General features: G+C 68.9%; 18 protein-coding genes. 10 read left to right on the plus strand and 8 right to left on the minus strand.

Features of this window, described 5'->3' with window-relative positions; genetic code table 11:
* The first annotated feature begins 7 nt into the window (after window positions 1-7).
* Both gspE and gspF read left to right on the plus strand, forming a co-directional pair.
* A complete protein-coding gene (gene gspE, locus C1M51_RS05345) occupies window positions 8-1,432 on the plus strand; it encodes a type II secretion system ATPase GspE (RefSeq protein WP_011830713.1) in 1,425 nt (474 codons plus the stop codon).
* A 120-nt stretch (window positions 1,433-1,552) separates the two neighbouring features.
* Window positions 1,553-2,767, plus strand: coding sequence for a type II secretion system inner membrane protein GspF (gene gspF / locus C1M51_RS05350; protein WP_129448561.1), 1,215 nt, complete (start codon window positions 1,553-1,555; stop codon window positions 2,765-2,767).
* A 56-nt stretch (window positions 2,768-2,823) separates the two neighbouring features.
* Here the strand turns inward: gspF and C1M51_RS05355 are convergent, their stop codons facing one another.
* Window positions 2,824-3,117 (minus strand): hypothetical protein, encoded by a 294-nt coding sequence (locus C1M51_RS05355; RefSeq protein WP_129448562.1) that lies wholly within the window; start codon window positions 3,115-3,117, stop codon window positions 2,824-2,826.
* A 300-nt stretch (window positions 3,118-3,417) separates the two neighbouring features.
* On the opposite strand from C1M51_RS05355, the gene C1M51_RS05360 reads away from it, so the two are divergent.
* The 4 genes from C1M51_RS05360 (at window position 3,418) to C1M51_RS05375 (ending at window position 6,821) form a co-directional block, all read left to right on the plus strand.
* Window positions 3,418-4,428, plus strand: a complete 1,011-nt coding sequence (locus C1M51_RS05360) for an AAA family ATPase (RefSeq protein WP_129448563.1) — start codon at window positions 3,418-3,420, stop codon at window positions 4,426-4,428.
* 52 nt (window positions 4,429-4,480) lie between these two features.
* Complete coding sequence (locus C1M51_RS05365; protein ID WP_011830717.1) at window positions 4,481-5,377, plus strand: 5'-nucleotidase; 897 nt, start codon at window positions 4,481-4,483, stop codon at window positions 5,375-5,377.
* 23 nt (window positions 5,378-5,400) lie between these two features.
* Complete coding sequence (locus tag C1M51_RS05370) at window positions 5,401-5,694, plus strand: hypothetical protein (RefSeq protein ID WP_129448564.1); 294 nt, start codon at window positions 5,401-5,403, stop codon at window positions 5,692-5,694.
* A gap of 155 nt (window positions 5,695-5,849) precedes the next feature.
* The gene (locus C1M51_RS05375) at window positions 5,850-6,821 is read left to right on the plus strand and encodes a tripartite tricarboxylate transporter substrate-binding protein (RefSeq protein WP_129448565.1); all 972 of its coding nucleotides are present in this window, start codon (window positions 5,850-5,852) and stop codon (window positions 6,819-6,821) included.
* A 69-nt stretch (window positions 6,822-6,890) separates the two neighbouring features.
* Here C1M51_RS05375 and C1M51_RS05380 read toward each other — a convergent pair whose 3' ends face one another.
* The 4 genes from C1M51_RS05380 to C1M51_RS05395 all read right to left on the minus strand — a co-directional run bounded on the left by C1M51_RS05380 (window position 6,891) and on the right by C1M51_RS05395 (window position 9,348).
* On the minus strand, window positions 6,891-7,511 hold the full coding sequence (locus tag C1M51_RS05380; RefSeq protein ID WP_129448566.1) for a hypothetical protein: 621 nt from the start codon (window positions 7,509-7,511) through the stop codon (window positions 6,891-6,893).
* Between the two features lie 162 nt (window positions 7,512-7,673).
* Complete coding sequence (locus C1M51_RS05385; protein WP_129448567.1) at window positions 7,674-8,564, minus strand: cation diffusion facilitator family transporter; 891 nt, start codon at window positions 8,562-8,564, stop codon at window positions 7,674-7,676.
* A 42-nt stretch (window positions 8,565-8,606) separates the two neighbouring features.
* Window positions 8,607-9,068, minus strand: coding sequence for a hypothetical protein (locus tag C1M51_RS05390; protein WP_129448568.1), 462 nt, complete (start codon window positions 9,066-9,068; stop codon window positions 8,607-8,609).
* Complete coding sequence (locus tag C1M51_RS05395) at window positions 9,058-9,348, minus strand: PepSY domain-containing protein (RefSeq protein WP_129448569.1); 291 nt, start codon at window positions 9,346-9,348, stop codon at window positions 9,058-9,060. The genes C1M51_RS05390 and C1M51_RS05395 overlap by 11 nt, the downstream gene beginning before the upstream one ends.
* A 160-nt stretch (window positions 9,349-9,508) precedes the next feature.
* Here C1M51_RS05395 and C1M51_RS05400 point away from each other — a divergent pair, with 160 nt between their 5' ends.
* Window positions 9,509-10,174 carry a response regulator transcription factor gene (locus tag C1M51_RS05400; protein ID WP_129448570.1) on the plus strand — a complete coding sequence of 222 codons (666 nt, stop codon included), beginning with the start codon at window positions 9,509-9,511 and terminating at the stop codon, window positions 10,172-10,174.
* The gene (locus tag C1M51_RS05405; RefSeq protein WP_129448571.1) at window positions 10,164-11,486 is read left to right on the plus strand and encodes a HAMP domain-containing sensor histidine kinase; all 1,323 of its coding nucleotides are present in this window, start codon (window positions 10,164-10,166) and stop codon (window positions 11,484-11,486) included. Before C1M51_RS05400 ends, C1M51_RS05405 begins: the two co-directional genes overlap by 11 nt.
* A 27-nt stretch (window positions 11,487-11,513) precedes the next feature.
* On the opposite strand, the gene tyrS is transcribed toward C1M51_RS05405, so the two are convergent.
* Window positions 11,514-12,692 (minus strand): tyrosine--tRNA ligase, encoded by a 1,179-nt coding sequence (gene tyrS / locus C1M51_RS05410; RefSeq protein WP_242500033.1) that lies wholly within the window; start codon window positions 12,690-12,692, stop codon window positions 11,514-11,516.
* Between the two features lie 279 nt (window positions 12,693-12,971).
* Here tyrS and C1M51_RS05415 point away from each other — a divergent pair, with 279 nt between their 5' ends.
* The gene (locus C1M51_RS05415; RefSeq protein ID WP_129448573.1) at window positions 12,972-14,354 is read left to right on the plus strand and encodes a M23 family metallopeptidase; all 1,383 of its coding nucleotides are present in this window, start codon (window positions 12,972-12,974) and stop codon (window positions 14,352-14,354) included.
* A 71-nt stretch (window positions 14,355-14,425) separates the two neighbouring features.
* Window positions 14,426-15,529, plus strand: a complete 1,104-nt coding sequence (locus C1M51_RS05420; RefSeq protein ID WP_129448574.1) for an anhydro-N-acetylmuramic acid kinase — start codon at window positions 14,426-14,428, stop codon at window positions 15,527-15,529.
* 82 nt (window positions 15,530-15,611) lie between these two features.
* Here C1M51_RS05420 and erpA read toward each other — a convergent pair whose 3' ends face one another.
* Together erpA and C1M51_RS05430 are read right to left on the minus strand one after the other, a co-directional pair.
* A complete protein-coding gene (gene erpA, locus C1M51_RS05425) occupies window positions 15,612-15,977 on the minus strand; it encodes an iron-sulfur cluster insertion protein ErpA (protein WP_129448575.1) in 366 nt (121 codons plus the stop codon).
* Window positions 15,974-16,426, minus strand: a complete 453-nt coding sequence (locus tag C1M51_RS05430; RefSeq protein WP_129448576.1) for a polymer-forming cytoskeletal protein — start codon at window positions 16,424-16,426, stop codon at window positions 15,974-15,976. Before C1M51_RS05430 ends, erpA begins: the two co-directional genes overlap by 4 nt.
* Between the last annotated feature and the right edge of the window lie 33 nt (window positions 16,427-16,459).

The raw sequence follows: 16,459 nt of genomic DNA on the forward strand, positions 1-16,459 counted from the left end.
TTCCGGCATGGCCACCCGCCACCCGCTGCCCTACGCCTACGCGAAGGCTCACTCGCTGCTGCTCGAGGACAACGGCAGCCAGCTCGTGCTGTGGGCCGGCGATGCCGTCTCGCCGTCCGTGTTGAGCGAGGTGCTGCGCCTCTATGCCGTCGACGCCCTCGAACGCGAAGCGCCGGCCGCACTGTCGCAACGCATCGCCAGTGTCTATGCCGGCGGCGAATCGAGCGCCGCCGCGGTGATCGGGGAAGTCGAGAGCGGCGTCGACCTGTCGCGCCTGATGCAGGACCTGCCGGCGGTCGAGGACCTGCTCGAGGCCGCCAACGACGCGCCCATCATCCGCATGCTCAACGCGCTGCTGACGCAGGCCGCGAAGGACGGCGCGAGCGACATCCACATCGAGCCCTACGAGCGCAGCTCGGCAGTGCGCTTCCGCGTCGATGGCACGCTGCGCGAGGTGGTGCAGCCGAACAAGGCGCTGCACGCAGCGCTGATCTCGCGCCTGAAGATCATGGCCGAGCTCGACATCTCCGAGAAGCGCCTGCCGCAGGACGGCCGTATCTCGCTGCGCATCGGTGGCCGGGCGATCGACGTGCGCGTGTCCACGCTGCCCAGCGCGCACGGTGAACGTGCGGTGCTGCGGCTGCTCGACAAGGGCGACAGCACGCGCTTCACGCTCGAGTCGCTGGGCATGAGCGGCGAGACGCTCACCAAGTTCAAGCGCCTCACGGCGCAGCCTCACGGCATCGTGCTCGTCACGGGACCGACCGGCTCGGGCAAGACCACGACGCTGTACGCCGGCCTCGGGCAGGTCGACACGCAGACGACCAACGTGCTGACGGTCGAGGACCCGATCGAGTATGAGCTGCCGGGGATCGGGCAGACGCAGGTCAATCCGAAGATCGACCTGACCTTCGCCAAGTCGCTGCGCGCGATCCTGCGCCAGGACCCGGACGTCATCATGATCGGCGAGATCCGCGACTTCGAGACCGCGCAGATCGCGATCCAAGCCTCGCTGACCGGTCACCTGGTGCTCGCCACGCTGCACACCAACGACGCGCCCAGCGCCGTCACGCGGCTGACCGACATGGGCGTCGAGCCCTTCCTGCTCAGCAGCTCGCTGCTCGGTGTGCTGGCGCAGCGGCTGGTGCGCAAGCTCTGCCCGGACTGCAAGAAGCAGGACGACAAGGGGCGCTGGCACCCAGTCGGCTGCCCCACCTGCGGCAGCACCGGCTACAAGGGTCGCACCGGCGTCTACGAATTGATGGTCGCCGACAGCGCCCTGCAGAGCCTGATCCACAGCCGTGCCGCCGAGTCGCAATTGTTCGTCGCCGCGGAACGGGGCGGCATGAAGACGATGCGCGAAGACGGCGAGCGGTTGGTGGAGAGCGGGGTGACATCGCTGGAAGAGCTGTTGAGGGTGACGAGGGAATGATGGGCGGTCCGGGGTGGTTCGAGCGCTCTCGCGACGCGGGCATTGAGTCCGCGCCGCTCGCCGATCGCTGCGCTGGCCGATCCCCGTAAACGGAGCCTCTCGGCCTTCGCTCCGCGCTCTATGCCCGCTTACAAATTCGAAGCCCTCGACGCTGCCGGCAAGCCCAAGAGCGGCCTGCTGGAGGCCGACAACGCCCGCGCGGCGCGGGCCCAGCTGCGGCAGCAGCAGCTGGTGCCGCTGGACGTGAAGCCGGTTCTGGGACAGGCGGCGAACAGGGGCAGCTTCCAGCTCGGCCGGCGAGTCTTCAACAGCACCGGATTGGTGATCTGGACGCGCCAGCTGGCCGGCCTGGTGAGCGCCGGCCTGCCGCTCGAACGCGCGCTGACCGCACTGACCGACGAGGCCGAGGACCCACGCCAGCGTGAACTGCTGGCACACCTGCGCGCCGAGGTCAACGCCGGTTCGCCGTTCGCCCGTGCGCTCGGCAATGCGCCGCGCGAATTCGACGACGTCTACCGGGCAGTCGTCGGCGCCGGCGAACAGACCGGCCAACTGGGCCTGGTGCTCGAGAAGCTCGCCGACGACCTGGAAGAGCGCCAGGAACTGCGCAGCAAGTTGATCGGCGCGGCGCTCTACCCCGCCATCGTGTCCCTGGTAGCGATCGTGATCGTGGTCTTCCTGGTCACCTACGTCGTGCCGCAGGTGGCCAGCGTGTTCGCGGGCGGGAAGCGCACCCTGCCCTTCCTCACCAGCGCCATGCTGGCGATCAGCGCCTTCCTGCGCAGCTGGGGCTGGCTGCTCCTGCTCGGCGTGGCCGGCGGCGTGGGCACGCTGCTGTTCATGCGTCGCAACGAGGTCTTCCGCGAGCGCTTCGACGCCTTCTGGCTCACGCTGCCGCTGATCGGGCGCCTGTCCCGCGGCTACAACGCCGCACGCTTCGCCGGCACACTGGCGATGCTGGCCGGCGCCGGAGTACCGATCCTGAAGGCCCTGCAGGCGGCCGCCGAAACTCTGAGCAACCGCGCCATGCGGGCCGACGCCATGGCCGCATTGATCCAGGTGCGCGAGGGCGCGCCGCTGGCCTCAGCCCTGGCCGGCAAGCGACGCTTTCCCGGCCTGCTGGCAATGTTTGCCCGCCTGGGCGAGCAGACCGGCCAGCTGCCCGTGATGCTGCAGCGGGCCGCCGCGCAGCTCGGTACCGAAGTGCAGCGCCGTGCGCTGGCGCTGGCCACCATCCTCGAACCCCTGCTGATCGTGGTGATGGGCGCCGTGGTGATGCTGATCGTGCTGGCCGTGCTGCTGCCGATCATCCAGCTCAACACCTGGGTCAAATGAAAAAGGCCGGCCCCACAGGGCCGGCCTTCATCACCAAATGACGTCGGTGTGCCGTCTCAGAGCACGGTCGCCTTCGACGATGCGCGCTGGTTCAGCGCGCTCGCGTCGCTGAGCGGCGTGCCCGCCTGCTTCAGCGACACGAAGGTCGAGGGGTGCAGGTCGGACAGGCGCGACGCCTCGATCTGGCGCACGAAGTGCCAGCCCGAAGGCGTCTTGACGTAGGCAAAACCCGTCGGCAGATCGACGAACACACCGAAATCCTCGACCGGCAGGGTCGTTTCGGCCTGAACGGGCAGCACGGTTGCAGCGACCAGGGACAGGGCAATCAGGGGGCGGAACAGGGTCTTCATGACGAACCTCTAACCGAGCAGTCGATCGACGGCAGCCTCGTAGGACACCGTCACCGTCGTTTCTGAAGCAGTCGATCGACAGGTCTAGCCTGTCACCGTCACACTAGGGTAAACCATTATATGCCGATCGGCACCGGCTTGCACGCACCTTGTTGCGACGCAGCATCGGAACCCCGCTTCCGCTCCCCCGGCACGTGGGTTGCATGCGATCTGCTCGGGGTTTGCCCCGTTGATCCGGGGCTGGCTTGCGTCAGGCTTTGCTGCAATGCGTTTCAATGGGTTGTTGTCTGGAGGATCTGAATGCCGTCCACCGCCACAGAACTCGTGACCGTGCCGACCGGGCTGCCGCGATCGGGCCTGCCGATCGCCCACATGCGCAGCGTCTACCGCCTCGGCGACGTTGAGCGCCGGCTCGAGAAGCTGCCCCCCAAGGAACACGAGAGCCTGCGTGCCACCTACGAGCGCATGCTCGAGAAGGGCGCGGAGCGCTTCCAGGTCAAGCCCTCGGGAGTGCCGGCGATGGACCATCTCTACGAGCAACTGCCCAATTTCCACGACGTGCTCGACGACGTGAAGCGCCAGTTGGCGCTGTGCCACGACAGCCGCGACGCGCTCGAGATCACACCGATGCTGCTACTCGGCCCGCCGGGCGTCGGCAAGACCCATTTCGCCCGTGAAATGGCGCAGTTGCTCGGCACCGGCCTGGGCTTCCTGTCGATGAGTTCCCTGACCGCCGGCTGGGTGCTCAGCGGCGCCTCCAGCCAGTGGAAGGGCGCGCGGCCCGGCAAGGTGTTCGAGACCCTGGTCGACGGCCAGTACGCCAACCCGGTGATGGTGGTGGACGAGATCGACAAGACCGGCGGCGAGCACGCCTACGATCCGCTGGGCGCGCTGTACGGCCTGCTGGAGCACGACACCGCCGGCAGCTTCACCGACGAGTTCGCGGAGGTCGCGATCGACGCCAGCCAGGTGATCTGGGTCGCCACCGCCAACGATGCGCGGGCGATTCCCGAGCCCATCCTGAACCGCATGAACGTGTTCGAGGTGCAGATGCCCGATGCCGCGGCGGCGCGCGCGATCGCGGCGCGTCTGTACCGCAGTATCCGCGCCGACCATGACTGGGGCAGCCGCTTCGCGCCAGAGCCCGGCGACGACGTGCTCGATGCGATGGCTGAGCTGGCGCCACGGGAGATGCGGCGCGCCTGGATGACGGCCTTCGGCAACGCCAAGCTCGCCGGCCGTGCGGTGGTCGAGCCGCGCGATCTCCCGGAGGCGCACGGACGCAAGGCCGCCATCGGCTTCATGCAGTAGCGCTCTTCGCTGCGGGGCGGCGCAGCGCACGCCGCCCGGCTAGCATCGGTGCATGTCCGTTTCCCTTGCCGGCCAGTTGGTCGTGGCCATCTCCTCTCGCGCGCTGTTCGACTTCGAGGAAGAGAACACCATCTTCGAAGGCAACGACGACCGCGCCTACATGCAACTGCAACTGCAGCGGCTCGATCGGCCCGCGCGTCCCGGCGTCGCGTTCTCGCTGGTGCACAAGCTGCTCGCCTTCACCACACCTGAAGCGCCGCGCGTCGAGGTGGTGATCCTGTCGCGCAACGACCCGGTCTCCGGCATGCGGGTGTTCCGCTCGGCCCAGCACTACGGCCTGCCGATCCAGCGCGGCGTGTTCACGCGCGGCAGTTCGCCGTGGCGCTACCTGAAGCCGCTGCACGCCAACCTGTTCCTGAGTGCGAACGACGCCGACGTGCGCTCGGCGCTCGAGGCCGGCGTGCCGGCGGCGCGCGTGCTGCCGCATGCGGCGCGCGCTTCGGAGGCGCACCCGAACGAGGTGCGCATCGCCTTCGACGGCGACGCCGTGCTATTTTCCGACGAGGCCGAGCAGGTGTTCCAGAGCGGCGGCCTCGACGCCTTCCAGCGCCACGAGGCCGATCGCGCTGCCAGTCCGCTGGCCGCCGGGCCGTTCAAGCCCTTGCTGCATGCCCTGCAGCAGCTGCAGCAGGCCAGCACCGAGCGCATGCGTCTGCGCACCGCGCTGGTCACCGCCCGCAGCGCGCCCGCCCACGAACGCGCGATCCGCACGCTGATGGACTGGCACATCGAGGTCGACGAGGCCATGTTCCTCGGCGGCCTGCCGAAGGGCGAGTTCCTGCGCGAGTTCGAGCCCGACTTCTTCTTCGACGACCAGACCCGCCACGTCGAGAATGCGGCGCACCACGTGCCGTCGGGGCACGTGGCCTCGGGCGTCTCCAACCCCTGACGCCTCGGCGTGCGGAGCCTGCCATGACCGACGACTTCTTCGCACTGCCGGCGTTCAAGGCCGACGAGGCGCTCGCCGCGCTCAAGCGCCGCCTGCGCGAATGGCGGCTCGTCGAGCGCGAGGGACGTTTCGAACTGCAGGGTCGCGCGATCGCGGAGCTCCAGCTGGAAGGCGGCACGATCCGCGCGCGCACCGTGCGCATGCCGGCCCTGTCGCCCCAATGGGACGAGACACGACTGCACAACAGCGCCGATGTCCGGCGCTTCAGCGAAGCGCTCCAGCAGCGCCTCGCGCGCTGGGCCGACCGCGACGATTGAGCGACGGCAGCTCGGGGTTTTCCCCGTGCCGACAGTTGCGTCATCTCGTGGTCGCGCCGTCGGCCCCGCGTCGCTTACGTAGTTTCCGGCATGGCTGCTGCCGCGCGAGCCTCTAGCATCGCTCACCGTTTGACGTTTCCCCCAAGGAGTTCTGCATGAAGCGCATCCTGCTGACCGCTGCCGCCGCCCTCGCCGTGACCGGCGCCCTGGCCGAGTACCCGGAGAAGCCGATCACCATCGTTGTGCCGTTCTCCGCCGGCGGCCCGACCGACAAGGTGGCACGCGACTTCGCCGAAGCCGTGCGCAAGCCGCTGGGCGGCGCGACGATCGTGATCGAGAACGTCGGCGGAGCGGGCGGAACGCTGGGTGCCGCCAAGGTCGCGAAGGCCGCACCCGACGGCTACACGCTGCTGCTGCACCACATCGGCATGGCCACCTCGCCGGCGCTCTACCGCAACCTGCAGTACAAGACGCTCGACGACTTCGAGTACCTCGGCCTGATCAACGAAGTGCCGATGACCCTGATCGGCAAGCCGACGCTGCCGGCCGCGAACTACGCCGAACTGTTGAAGTGGCTGGACGCGAACAAGGGCAAGGTCAATCTCGCGAACGCCGGCCTGGGCGCAGCCTCGCACCTGTGCGGCCTGCTGTTCCAGTCCACGCTGAAGGCCGACATGACCACCGTGCCCTACAAGGGCACCGGCCCGGCGATGACCGACCTGATTGGCGGCCAGGTCGACATCATGTGCGACCAGACCACCAACACCACCGCCCAGATCGAGGGCGGCAAGGTGAAGGCCTATGCCGTCACCACGCCCAAGCGCCTGACGACGCCGGCCCTGGCCAAGCTGCCCACTCTCGACGAGTCGGGCATGAAGGGTTTCAACGTCAGCATCTGGCATGGCCTCTACGCGCCGAAGGGCACGCCGAAGGCGGTGCTCGACAAGGTCAACGCCGCACTGAAGACCGCACTGCATGACGCCGACTTCCTGAAGCGCGAAGAGGCGCTGGGCGCGGTGGTCGTGAACGACGCACGTACCAGCCCGGCCGAGCACAAGAAGTGGGTCTCGTCTGAGATCGACAAGTGGGGCCCTGTCATCAAGGCGGCCGGCCAGTACGCCGACTGAGGCAAGACCCGCGGCCACGAAGGCCGAACCAGCAAGCCACTCTTCGGAGTGGCTTTTTTGCGTCGGCGCTCAGCTGAATCGGCAATGCAGGCTCGTGTCACCGACCTGCGCCAGCCACACATGCCCGCCCGGCTGCAGCAGCGCGTTGCGCAGCACCCAGCCGCCCGCGTCGGCCTGCAGTCCCAGGCGCAGCAGGTCGCCCATCACAGCATCGGAGTCGCGCAGCCCGAGCGGCAGGTCGGGCGTGCGCCGCCGTTCCTCGCGCCAGGCCGCGGCGCATTGCGAATACGGCAGCCGGCCCTGCGCCACCGCCTGCGCCAGTGGGCTCTCCGGCGGCGGGAAAGGCCGCAGCGACGCGTCGAAGCACTCGCGTCCGAAGCGGCCGAACTTCGGGTCGCCGTCGAGATACCACTGGCTCAGCAACTTGGCGCGCCGCTGCGGCAGATCGAACACGAACTCCCAGCGCCGGGCCGCGCCGTCCCGGGCCACGCCCTGGGGCGCCAGCACATGCTTCAGCCGCGCGTCGGGATCGAACTGGTGGGCCGTCTTCACAGCCTGCTCCAGCGCGTGCGAGACGAGGCAGGGCACGCCGCCGCCGGGCGGACGCTCGCTTCGGGTCAGTGGCTCGTGCAGGCTGTTGCGATCGAGCCGACGATCGATGCTGTTGAGCAGACGGCGCAGAGCGGTCACGCGGCCCTCCTCGAAAGGGCCCACGTCGTCACCACCGGATCACAGTGCTCGCGGCGACGGCAAGGGAAGTACAGGCAGTGCGTCATGGTCTCAGTTTGTCATGGTTGCCGCCCGCGCAATCGATCGCCAGCATGAACTGGCTGACGCGCTACAGCAGCGCGATCACAGCAAGTCCCGTTCGTCGTCGAAATGCGCCTCGACATCGCTCGGCAGCAGCTGGATGGTGGCGCGCAGGCCCGGCACCGCGCTCATCAGCGCCTGCTCGACCGAAGTGCGCAGCGCTGCAGCCCGGCCCAGCGTCCAGCTGGCCGGCATGTGCATGTGCAGGTCGACGAAGCGCCGCTGCCCGGCACGCCGGGTTGAGACGTGGTCGAACCGGATGGTGTGATGTCGGAAGCCTTCGAGCACGCCCTCGATGTCGTGCAGCACCTCCGGCTCGAGCGCCTGGTCCATCAGGCCATCCGCCGAGCGGCGCACCAGCGACGTCCCTTCGCGCAGGATGTTGAGTGCCACCAGGATGGCCATCGCCGGGTCGAGCCACAGCCAGCCGGTCCACTGCACGGCCACCAGCGCGACCACCACACCGGCCGAGGTCCAGACGTCCGTGATCAAATGGCGCGCATCGGCCTCCAGCGCCATCGAGCGGTGCTCGCGGGCCTTGCGGAACATGGCCCAGGCGAGCGCCCCGTTCATCGCCGAACCCACCACCGACAGCGCGATGCCGAGGCCGATCGCATCGATCGGCTGGGGGTCCAGGACGCGGTGCACCGCCGCCCAGATGATGCCGAGCGCCGCCGCAAGGATCAGCACCCCTTCGAAGCCGCTGGAGAAGTACTCTGCCTTGTGGTGACCATAGGGATGGTCATCGTCAGCCGGCCGACGGGCCACCGTGACCATCAGCAGCGCAAACATGGCGCCGGCCAGGTTGACCAGCGACTCCAGCGCATCCGACAGCAGGCTCACCGAGTCGGTGAACCACCAAGCGCCCGCCTTCAGCGCGATGGTGGCCAGTGCAACGGCGATCGAGAGCTTGAGGTAGGTGCTGACCGACATGCACCGATTGTCGTCGGCCGAGCGGTCGGTGGTCGCCGCTCGCTACGGCTGCCGTCCGCGCCAGTGCAGCAACAGTTCGCTGACGGCGTGCAGCCCCAGCAGCCCGGGCAGCGCGGCGGCCATCGCCTCGTGCACGTCACCGACGATGCTGCGATCCCCCCAGGTCGCGTCGCCCAGCAGGACGCCACTGGCAGCGACCAGCGACACCGCCAGCACCAGCCCCCAGCGCAACGCAGTGCGCACCGGCTGCCAGGCCGGACGCGACGCCCGACGGGCGGCGCGCACCACGCCTAGCACGCCGGCGGTCACCAGCCACAACCCGAAGACGCCAGCGGCAGCCAGCCCCAGCTCGGCGTGCGATCCGGGGTGCGCTTCGGCCCCCAGCCAGGCCACGGCCAGCACCGCAGCCAGTGCGCCGTGCAGCAGCACGGCGGCAAACACGTGAGTTCGCCGGAAGCCCGCGGGGTGGGTCGCGCCGATGTCCGCGGTCGCGTCAATGCCCATGGCGGCCAGGCTGCAGGCGCTGCAGCGTCTTCGGATGGAAATAGGCCTCGACCTTCCAGCCGTCCTTGTCGAGCGCTTCGACTTCATAGCAGCCGTCGTCGACCTCGATCTTCTCGATGCGCCAGCCCTGGCCGTTGAGCTGCTGTTCGAGCTCGGCCATCGGTCGCCATTGATCGCGCGGTCCGGCACCGCAAAGATCCTTGCTGCCGGCGTGCGCCGGTGCGCTCGCCAGAAGGGCGGCAGCCGCCACGGCGGCCAGCGACAGGGAGAGTCTGTTCATCGAAGCTCCTTTCGAGGGGTTGGAAATCGGCAGGCCGCCAGCGCGACCCCATGGCAGGCATGCTGCGCGCCACCCGTGAACCGAAGCTGAACGCGGCGCGGTCCCCGTTCAGCCCTGGTTCAGGCAACGCCGTCAGGCTGCAGAATCCATGTCCAACGCCATGCAACTGCTGCTCCTCGAAGACGACATCGATCTCGGCCAGGCGGTGGTCGACCACCTCGAAGCCCAGGGCCACACCGTCACGTGGATGAAGCTGTGCGCCCAGGCCGAGGCCGCGATGCGCGGCGATCCCGCCATCGAACTGGTGCTGCTCGACCTGCAACTGCCCGACGGCGAGGCGCTCGACCTGTTGCGCCGCCTGCGCGCTGGCGGCGAGCGGCGCCCGGCGATCGTGCTGACGGCGCGCGACCAGGTCAGCGATCGCATCCGCGGCCTGCAGGCCGGCGCTGATGACTACCTGGTCAAGCCCTTCGACCTCGAGGAGATGCTGGCACGCATCGACGCCGTTGCCCGCCGCAGCGGTGTGACCGATCCGCAGGCCGTGCGCGCCCAGGCCACCTCGCTGGACTTCGAGGCCAAGCGCGCGCTGCGCGACGGCGATCCGGTCACGCTGACCGCGATGGAATGGGCGCTGCTGGGACGGCTGGCGAGCCGCCCGGGGCGCATCTGGAGCCGGGCCGAGCTGGAGCAGGCCCTGCACGCACAGGCCGGCCGCGACGAGGTGGAGAGCAACTCGCTCGAGGTCATCGTGAGCCGGCTGCGCCGCAAGCTGGGCGCCACGTTGATCAGCACCCATCGCGGCCTGGGATACCGGCTTGAAGCCTGAACCGGGCGCCCCCCCGTCGCCGCCGTGGCGCCTGGAGCAGCGGCTGCGGCGTCAGCTGCTGCTGGCGCTCGCGGTGCTGTGGCTGGTCGGTGCGGTGACGGCGCTGGTCGGCCAGCAGCACGAGCTGCACGACGTGCTCGACGATGCCCTGGAAGACACCGCGGAGCGCGCGCTGAGCCTGCCGCTGCGCAGCGACGCGGCCCCTGAAGCGCCACAGGGCGACGATGACGACGAGCACGCGCGCCTGCAGATCTTCGACCGCGATGGCCGCCTGCTGTGGCGCTCGGCCGAAGCGCCGCTCACCCCGCTGGCTGACCTGCGCCGCAAGGGCACACGCAGCGAGGGCGATTGGCGCGTGTCGGTGCAGCGCCGTGACGACGGCAGCCGGCAGGCGGTGGCTGCCGAGCCGCTGGAAGTCCGCCATGAGGCGCTGGGTCAGGCCGCACTGTGGCTGCTGACGCCCTTGCTCGCCCTGCTCCCGCTCGCTGCGCTGCTGGTGCACCTGGTGCTGCGACGCGGCTTCCGACGACTGGAACCGCTGCGCGCGGGTCTGGCCCGGCGCGAAGGCGCCGACCTGTCGCCGCTGCCGCTCGACGGCCTGCCGGGTGAGCTGAGGCCGCTGGTCGAGACCTTGAACGCCTTGCTCGCCCGGGTGAGCGCGTTGCTGCAGGCGGAACGCCAGTTCGCGGCTGCCGGCGCTCACGAGCTGCGCACCCCACTCGCGGCCGCCCGCGCGCAGGCGCAACGCCTGGCCCAGGAGGCGCGTGACGCCGGCCTGACCGAGCGTGCCGATGCGCTGGTGCGGCAGCTTGACCGACTCGCTGCGTTGGCCAGCCGCCTGCTGCAGATCGCGCGCGTCGAATCGGGCGTCGCGTTGAAACGCGAGCCGGTCGACCTGGCTCAGCTGGCCACGCTGGTGGCCGACGAGTTCCCCGAGGCACGACCCGGCGGGCGCCTGCGAGTCGAGGCCGGGCCGGTGGTCATCGTCGCGGCCGATACCGACGCCCTGGGCATCGCGCTGCGCAACCTGATCGACAACGCACTCAAGCACGGTGGCCCAGCCGCCCAGGTCACAGTGCAGGCCGGACCGGGCACGATCAGTGTGCGAGACGACGGCCCCGGCGTGCCGCCCGACAGCCTGACGCGGCTGGTGCGCCCCTTCGAGCGCGGCACATCAGCGGCCGAGGGCAGCGGCCTGGGGCTCGCGATGGTCGAGACGATCGCCCGGCAGTCGGGAGCTCAGCTGGAGCTGAGGTCGCCGGTCGCCGGCGGACACGGCTTCGAAGCCACGCTGCGTTTCGCAGACCCCTGAGGCGGGCCTGACCCGCGCGGCGGGCGCTCAGCGCAGCGTCACGCGCGCGAACTTGCGCTTGCCGACCTGGACGACGTAGGTGCCGGCCTCGAGCTTCAAGCCCTTGTCGCTGATGGCGACGCCATCGATGCGCACGCCCCCCTGCTCGACCATCCGCAGCCCTTCGCTGCCTGAGGCCACCAGGTTGGCCTGCTTCAGCAAGGTGCCGATCCCGAGCGGTGCGCCGGCCAGCGCCACGTCGGGCAGTTCGTCGGGCACACCGCCCTTGGCACGGTTCTGGAAATCCGCCTCGGCGGCTTCGGCCGACGCCGCATCGTGGAAGCGCGTGGTGACCTCCTTGGCCAGCAGCACCTTGGCATCCTTCGGGTTGCGGCCCGCATCGACCTCGGCCTTCAGCGCGGCGATCTCGGCCTCGGAGCGGAAGCTGAGCAGGGTGAAGTACCTCCACATCAGCGCGTCGCTGATGGACAGCATCTTGGCGAACATGCTGTTGGCTGGCTCGGTGATGCCGATGTAGTTGTTCTTGCTCTTGGACATCTTCTCGACGCCATCCAGGCCTTCGAGCAGGGGCATGGTCAGGATGCACTGCGGCTCCTGCCCGTACTCGGCCTGCAGTTGCCGGCCGACCAGCAGGTTGAACTTCTGGTCGGTCCCGCCGAGCTCCAGGTCCGACTTCAGCGCCACCGAGTCGTAGCCCTGCATCAGCGGGTAGAGGAACTCGTGCACCGAGATCGGCGCGCCGGCCTTGAAGCGCTTGGTGAAGTCGTCGCGCTCCATCATCCGCGCGATCGTGTAGCGCGACGCCAGCTGGATCATGCCGCGCGCGCCGAGCGGGTCGCTCCATTCGGAGTTGTAGCGGATCTCGGTCTTCGACGGATCCAGGACCAGGCTGGCCTGCCGATAGTAGGTCTGGGCGTTCGACTCGATCTGCTCGCGCGTCAACGGCGGCCGCGTGGCATTGCGGCCGGACGGGTCGCCGATCATCGAGGTGAAGTCCCCGATCAGGAAGATCACCTGGTGCCCCAGATCCTGGAGCTGGCGCATCTTGTTCAGGACGACGGTGTGGCCGAGATGGATGTCGGGGGCCGTCGGGTCGAGCCCCAGCTTGATCCGCAGTGGCACGCCGGTTGCATTCGACCGTGCCAGCTTCTGCAGCCAGTCTTCCTGGGGCAGCAGTTCGTCGCAGCCCCGCAGGCTGATGGCCATGGCGGCCCGAACTGCATCGGTCACGGGGAACTTGGCGACAGAAGCCGGCCGTTCGGGGAATTTTGCGGCGTTAACCTGATCGGCAGGGTCGGACATGAGCAGGATTTGGGTTTTTACGCCGGGCCACTATGGCCCCTCGATACAATCGTTGCGTTTGCAGAGTGATGGGATTCTAGAGGGGCACACCCCCCGGCATCGTCGACTGCCCACGCCAGACTTGCCACATGCGTCCTCGGCAGCGGGATCGCTCAGGTAGTTCGCTTTTCAGGATCGTTGGGATTGAACACTTCTGCTTCCTTGCTTCGCCTCGTCGAGCGCACCGACGCGCTGTTGCAGCGCCATCCGCGCCGGCTCACGGCAGCCGTCGTGACATTGCTGCTGGGCTCGGCGGTCACCGCCTTCGGCGTGGCGCCGATGGCCCCCGATGCAGCCGACCTGCCACGCCGGGTTCTAACGGAAAGCGTCACCCCGCTTGCGCTCGACGCACAGTTGCAAGCACTTGAAACACACTCGGTCGCGCTCTACCGCAACGAGCTCACCCGCAGCAGTGACACGGCCGACACGCTGCTCCAGCGTCTCGGCATCGACGATGCGGAGGCGGCCGCCTTCCTGCGTCGCGACGCCACGGCTCGTGCGCTGCTCGAAGGCCGCGCCGGGAAGATGGTGCAGGCACTCGCCACCAACGGCCGGTTGAGCCGGCTCGTCGCCCGCTCTCCCGCCGAGAGCGCTGCCCAGTTCTCGACGCATTTCACGCGGCTCACCATCGAGCGCGACGCGATCGGCCTGCGCGCACGCACCGAGCAGGCTGCGCTGTCCAACGAGGCCAAGCTCGGGTCCGGCACCATCCAGAGTTCTCTGTTCGCGGCCGCGGACGATTCGCGACTGCCCGACGCGGTGACCATCCAGCTCGCCGAACTGTTCGGCACCGACATCGACTTCCGCCGCGAGCTCAAGCGCGGCGACACCTTCACGGTACTGTACGAGGCGCTCACCGCCGATGGCGAACCGGTGACATGGAACCAGGCGTCGGGACGTGTGCTGGCCGCGCAGTTCGTCAACGACGGACGCACGCACGACGCCGTGTGGTTCGAGGAACCCTCCTCCACGGGCAAGACCAAGGGCGGCTACTTCGGACTCGACGGTCGCAGCAAGAACCGCATGTTCCTCGCGTCGCCGATGGCCTTTTCTCGCGTGACCTCCGGCTTCTCGATGCGATTGCATCCGATCCTCAAGACCTGGCGCGCCCACCTGGGAGTCGACTACGGCGCGCCGACCGGCACGCCGGTGCGTGCCGTCGGCGACGGCGTCGTCGAGTTTGCCGGCTGGCAGAACGGCTACGGCAACATCGCCATCATCCGCCACGCCGGTGACCGCGAGACCCGCTACGCGCACCTCAGTCGCCTCGATGTGAAGCGCGGTCAGCGCATCGACCAGGGCCAGTTGGTCGGCGCCGTGGGAGCCACCGGCTGGGCCACCGGCCCTCACCTGCATTTCGAGTTCCGCGAGCGGGGCCAGGTCCAGGACCCGCTGAAGATCGCGCGCGCGTCCGAAGCCCTCACCATCTCGCCTGCCGCGCGGGCGCAGTTCGACGAGATGGCGGCCGCCGCCCGGTCGCAGCTGACCGTCGCCTCGGCCGTGAGCCCGGTGGCACGCTTCGAGTGAGGCGCCCACGGCCCGCGGAACGAGCCCGCCACGGCGGGCTTTTTCACACCCCCGGGGCTTAGGATGCTGCAATGGGTGAGAACTACATCGGCCTGATGTCGGGCACCTCGATCGACGGTGCCGACGGTGTGCTGGTCGAGTTCGACGGTGAACGCATGCAGGTGCTGGCGCACGCGTACCGTGCGTTCGACCCGGCACAGCGCGCCGAACTGCTGGCGCTGAACACCCCGGGAGACAACGAATTGCACCGCGCTGCCCTGGCGGCGAACGCCCTGGCCCGGACGTACGCCCAGGTCGTGACCGAACTTCGCCAGCGCGTGCCCGGCCCGGTGCGCGCCATCGCGGCACACGGCCAGACCGTACGGCATCGGCCCGGTCAATTCGACGGCATCGGCTACACGCTGCAGCTCAACGCACCGGCCCTGCTGGCCGAGTTGACCGGCATCGCGGTCGTGGCCGACCTGCGCAGCCGCGATGTCGCGGCCGGCGGTCAGGGCGCCCCCCTGGTCCCGGCCTTCCACCGCGCCTGCTTCGGTCGAGACGGCGAAGCCGTGGCCGTGGTCAACATCGGCGGCATCAGCAACCTGACGCTGTTGCCCGGCGACGCTCGCCCGGTTCGAGGCCTCGACTGCGGTCCCGGCAACGCTCTGATGGATCTGTGGTGCCTGCGACATCGTGGCCTGCCGTACGACGACGGCGGACAGTGGGCCGCTGGCGGGACCGTCGCGCCCGACCTGCTCGCCGCCGCCCTGCGGGATCCGTACTTCGCCCTGCCGCCACCGAAAAGCACCGGACGCGACGACTTCCACAGCGCGTGGCTCGATGGCCTGCTGACAGGGAGGCCGGGCCTCCACCCGCAGGACGTGCAGGCGACGCTGTGCGAGCTGACAGCCCGGGTCATCGCCGACGATCTGGTGCGCCACCTGCCGGCCGCGACCGTCCTGCTGGTGTGCGGCGGCGGTGCGTTGAACCGAGAGCTGATGCGCCGGCTGCGGGTCGCGCTACCGGGCACGCCGGTGCAGTCCAGTGCGGAGCGCGGCTTGCCACCGATGCAGGTCGAGGCTGCGGCATTTGCCTGGCTGGGCCGGGCCTGCCTGCACGGCCGCAGCGGTTCGCTGAAGGAAGTGACCGGCGCCGCAGGCTCGCGCGTGCTGGGGGCGCTCTACCCGGCCTGATCGAAGCCGGGAAACGAAGAAGCCGCCCGAGGGCGGCTTCTGGGTGATGCAGCCGGTGCGGGGGAGAGCACCGCGCCCTGCCTCAGGTCGAGAAGCTCGAACCGCATCCGCAAGTGGTGGTGGCGTTCGGGTTCTTGATGACGAACTGCGCGCCTTCCAAGTCTTCCTTGTAGTCGATCTCGGCGCCTACCAGGTACTGCAGGCTCATCGCGTCGATCAGCAGCATCACGCCGTTCTTCTCCATCTTCGTGTCGTCGTCGTTGACGATCTCGTCGAAGGTGAAGCCGTACTGGAAGCCGGAGCAGCCGCCGCCCTGCACGAAGACGCGCAGCTTCAGCTCGGGGTTGCCTTCTTCCTCGACCAGTTCCTTGACCTTGCCGGCCGCGCTGTCGGTGAAGACGATCGGGGCGGGCATTTCGGTGGCAATGTGTTCTGCAACGGCGCTCATGAAGACTCCTGTGACTCGCGATCGGGGACCGCCCTCGTATTGTGACCGACTGCGCTCAAGACCGCATTGGCCGCCAGTCGCAGTGCGGGCTTGTCCTCCGATGCCAGCGGCCGCAGTTCCCCGTTCACCTGCGCGCCCTGGTGCATTTCCAGCCGCTCGTAGCGCACATTGCCCTCTATGCGAGCCTTGGGCTGCAACTCCAGCAGTTCGTCCGATTCCAGCGGGCCGCGGACTTCGCCATTGACGATTACGTGACCGGCCTTGACCCTTCCGGCAATGCTGGCTTTCTCGCCGATCACGAGCAGGTTGCGTTCGTCGCCGAGGGCCAGCACATTGCCCATCACCCGCCCGTCGATGCGAAGACCCTCGCTGAAGCGGATCTCGCCCTCGATCACCGTGCCCTCGCCAACGAGCGTGCGGATGGGAGGTTGCTTGCGCATTCCGAACATGTCTGATCTCCTAGGAAAGGCGTGCCCTGCTGC

This window comes from Methylibium sp. Pch-M (genome assembly GCF_004136295.1).
GTDB classification, from domain to species: Bacteria; Pseudomonadota; Gammaproteobacteria; order Burkholderiales; family Burkholderiaceae_C; genus Methylibium; species Methylibium petroleiphilum.

Coding starts and splice junctions, on each gene's coding strand:
- C1M51_RS05360 (WP_129448563.1), top strand. CDS start 3,418: ATGCCGTCCACCGCCACAGAACTCGTGACCGTGCCGACCGGGCTGCCG.
- C1M51_RS05430 (WP_129448576.1), bottom strand. CDS start 16,426: ATGTTCGGAATGCGCAAGCAACCTCCCATCCGCACGCTCGTTGGCGAG.
- C1M51_RS05355 (WP_129448562.1), bottom strand. CDS start 3,117: ATGAAGACCCTGTTCCGCCCCCTGATTGCCCTGTCCCTGGTCGCTGCA.
- C1M51_RS05370 (WP_129448564.1), top strand. CDS start 5,401: ATGACCGACGACTTCTTCGCACTGCCGGCGTTCAAGGCCGACGAGGCG.
- gspF (WP_129448561.1), top strand. CDS start 1,553: ATGCCCGCTTACAAATTCGAAGCCCTCGACGCTGCCGGCAAGCCCAAG.
- C1M51_RS05420 (WP_129448574.1), top strand. CDS start 14,426: ATGGGTGAGAACTACATCGGCCTGATGTCGGGCACCTCGATCGACGGT.
- erpA (WP_129448575.1), bottom strand. CDS start 15,977: ATGAGCGCCGTTGCAGAACACATTGCCACCGAAATGCCCGCCCCGATC.
- C1M51_RS05375 (WP_129448565.1), top strand. CDS start 5,850: ATGAAGCGCATCCTGCTGACCGCTGCCGCCGCCCTCGCCGTGACCGGC.
- C1M51_RS05390 (WP_129448568.1), bottom strand. CDS start 9,068: ATGGGCATTGACGCGACCGCGGACATCGGCGCGACCCACCCCGCGGGC.
- C1M51_RS05385 (WP_129448567.1), bottom strand. CDS start 8,564: ATGTCGGTCAGCACCTACCTCAAGCTCTCGATCGCCGTTGCACTGGCC.
- gspE (WP_011830713.1), top strand. CDS start 8: ATGGCCACCCGCCACCCGCTGCCCTACGCCTACGCGAAGGCTCACTCG.
- tyrS (WP_242500033.1), bottom strand. CDS start 12,692: ATGGCCATCAGCCTGCGGGGCTGCGACGAACTGCTGCCCCAGGAAGAC.
- C1M51_RS05365 (WP_011830717.1), top strand. CDS start 4,481: ATGTCCGTTTCCCTTGCCGGCCAGTTGGTCGTGGCCATCTCCTCTCGC.
- C1M51_RS05400 (WP_129448570.1), top strand. CDS start 9,509: ATGCAACTGCTGCTCCTCGAAGACGACATCGATCTCGGCCAGGCGGTG.
- C1M51_RS05395 (WP_129448569.1), bottom strand. CDS start 9,348: ATGAACAGACTCTCCCTGTCGCTGGCCGCCGTGGCGGCTGCCGCCCTT.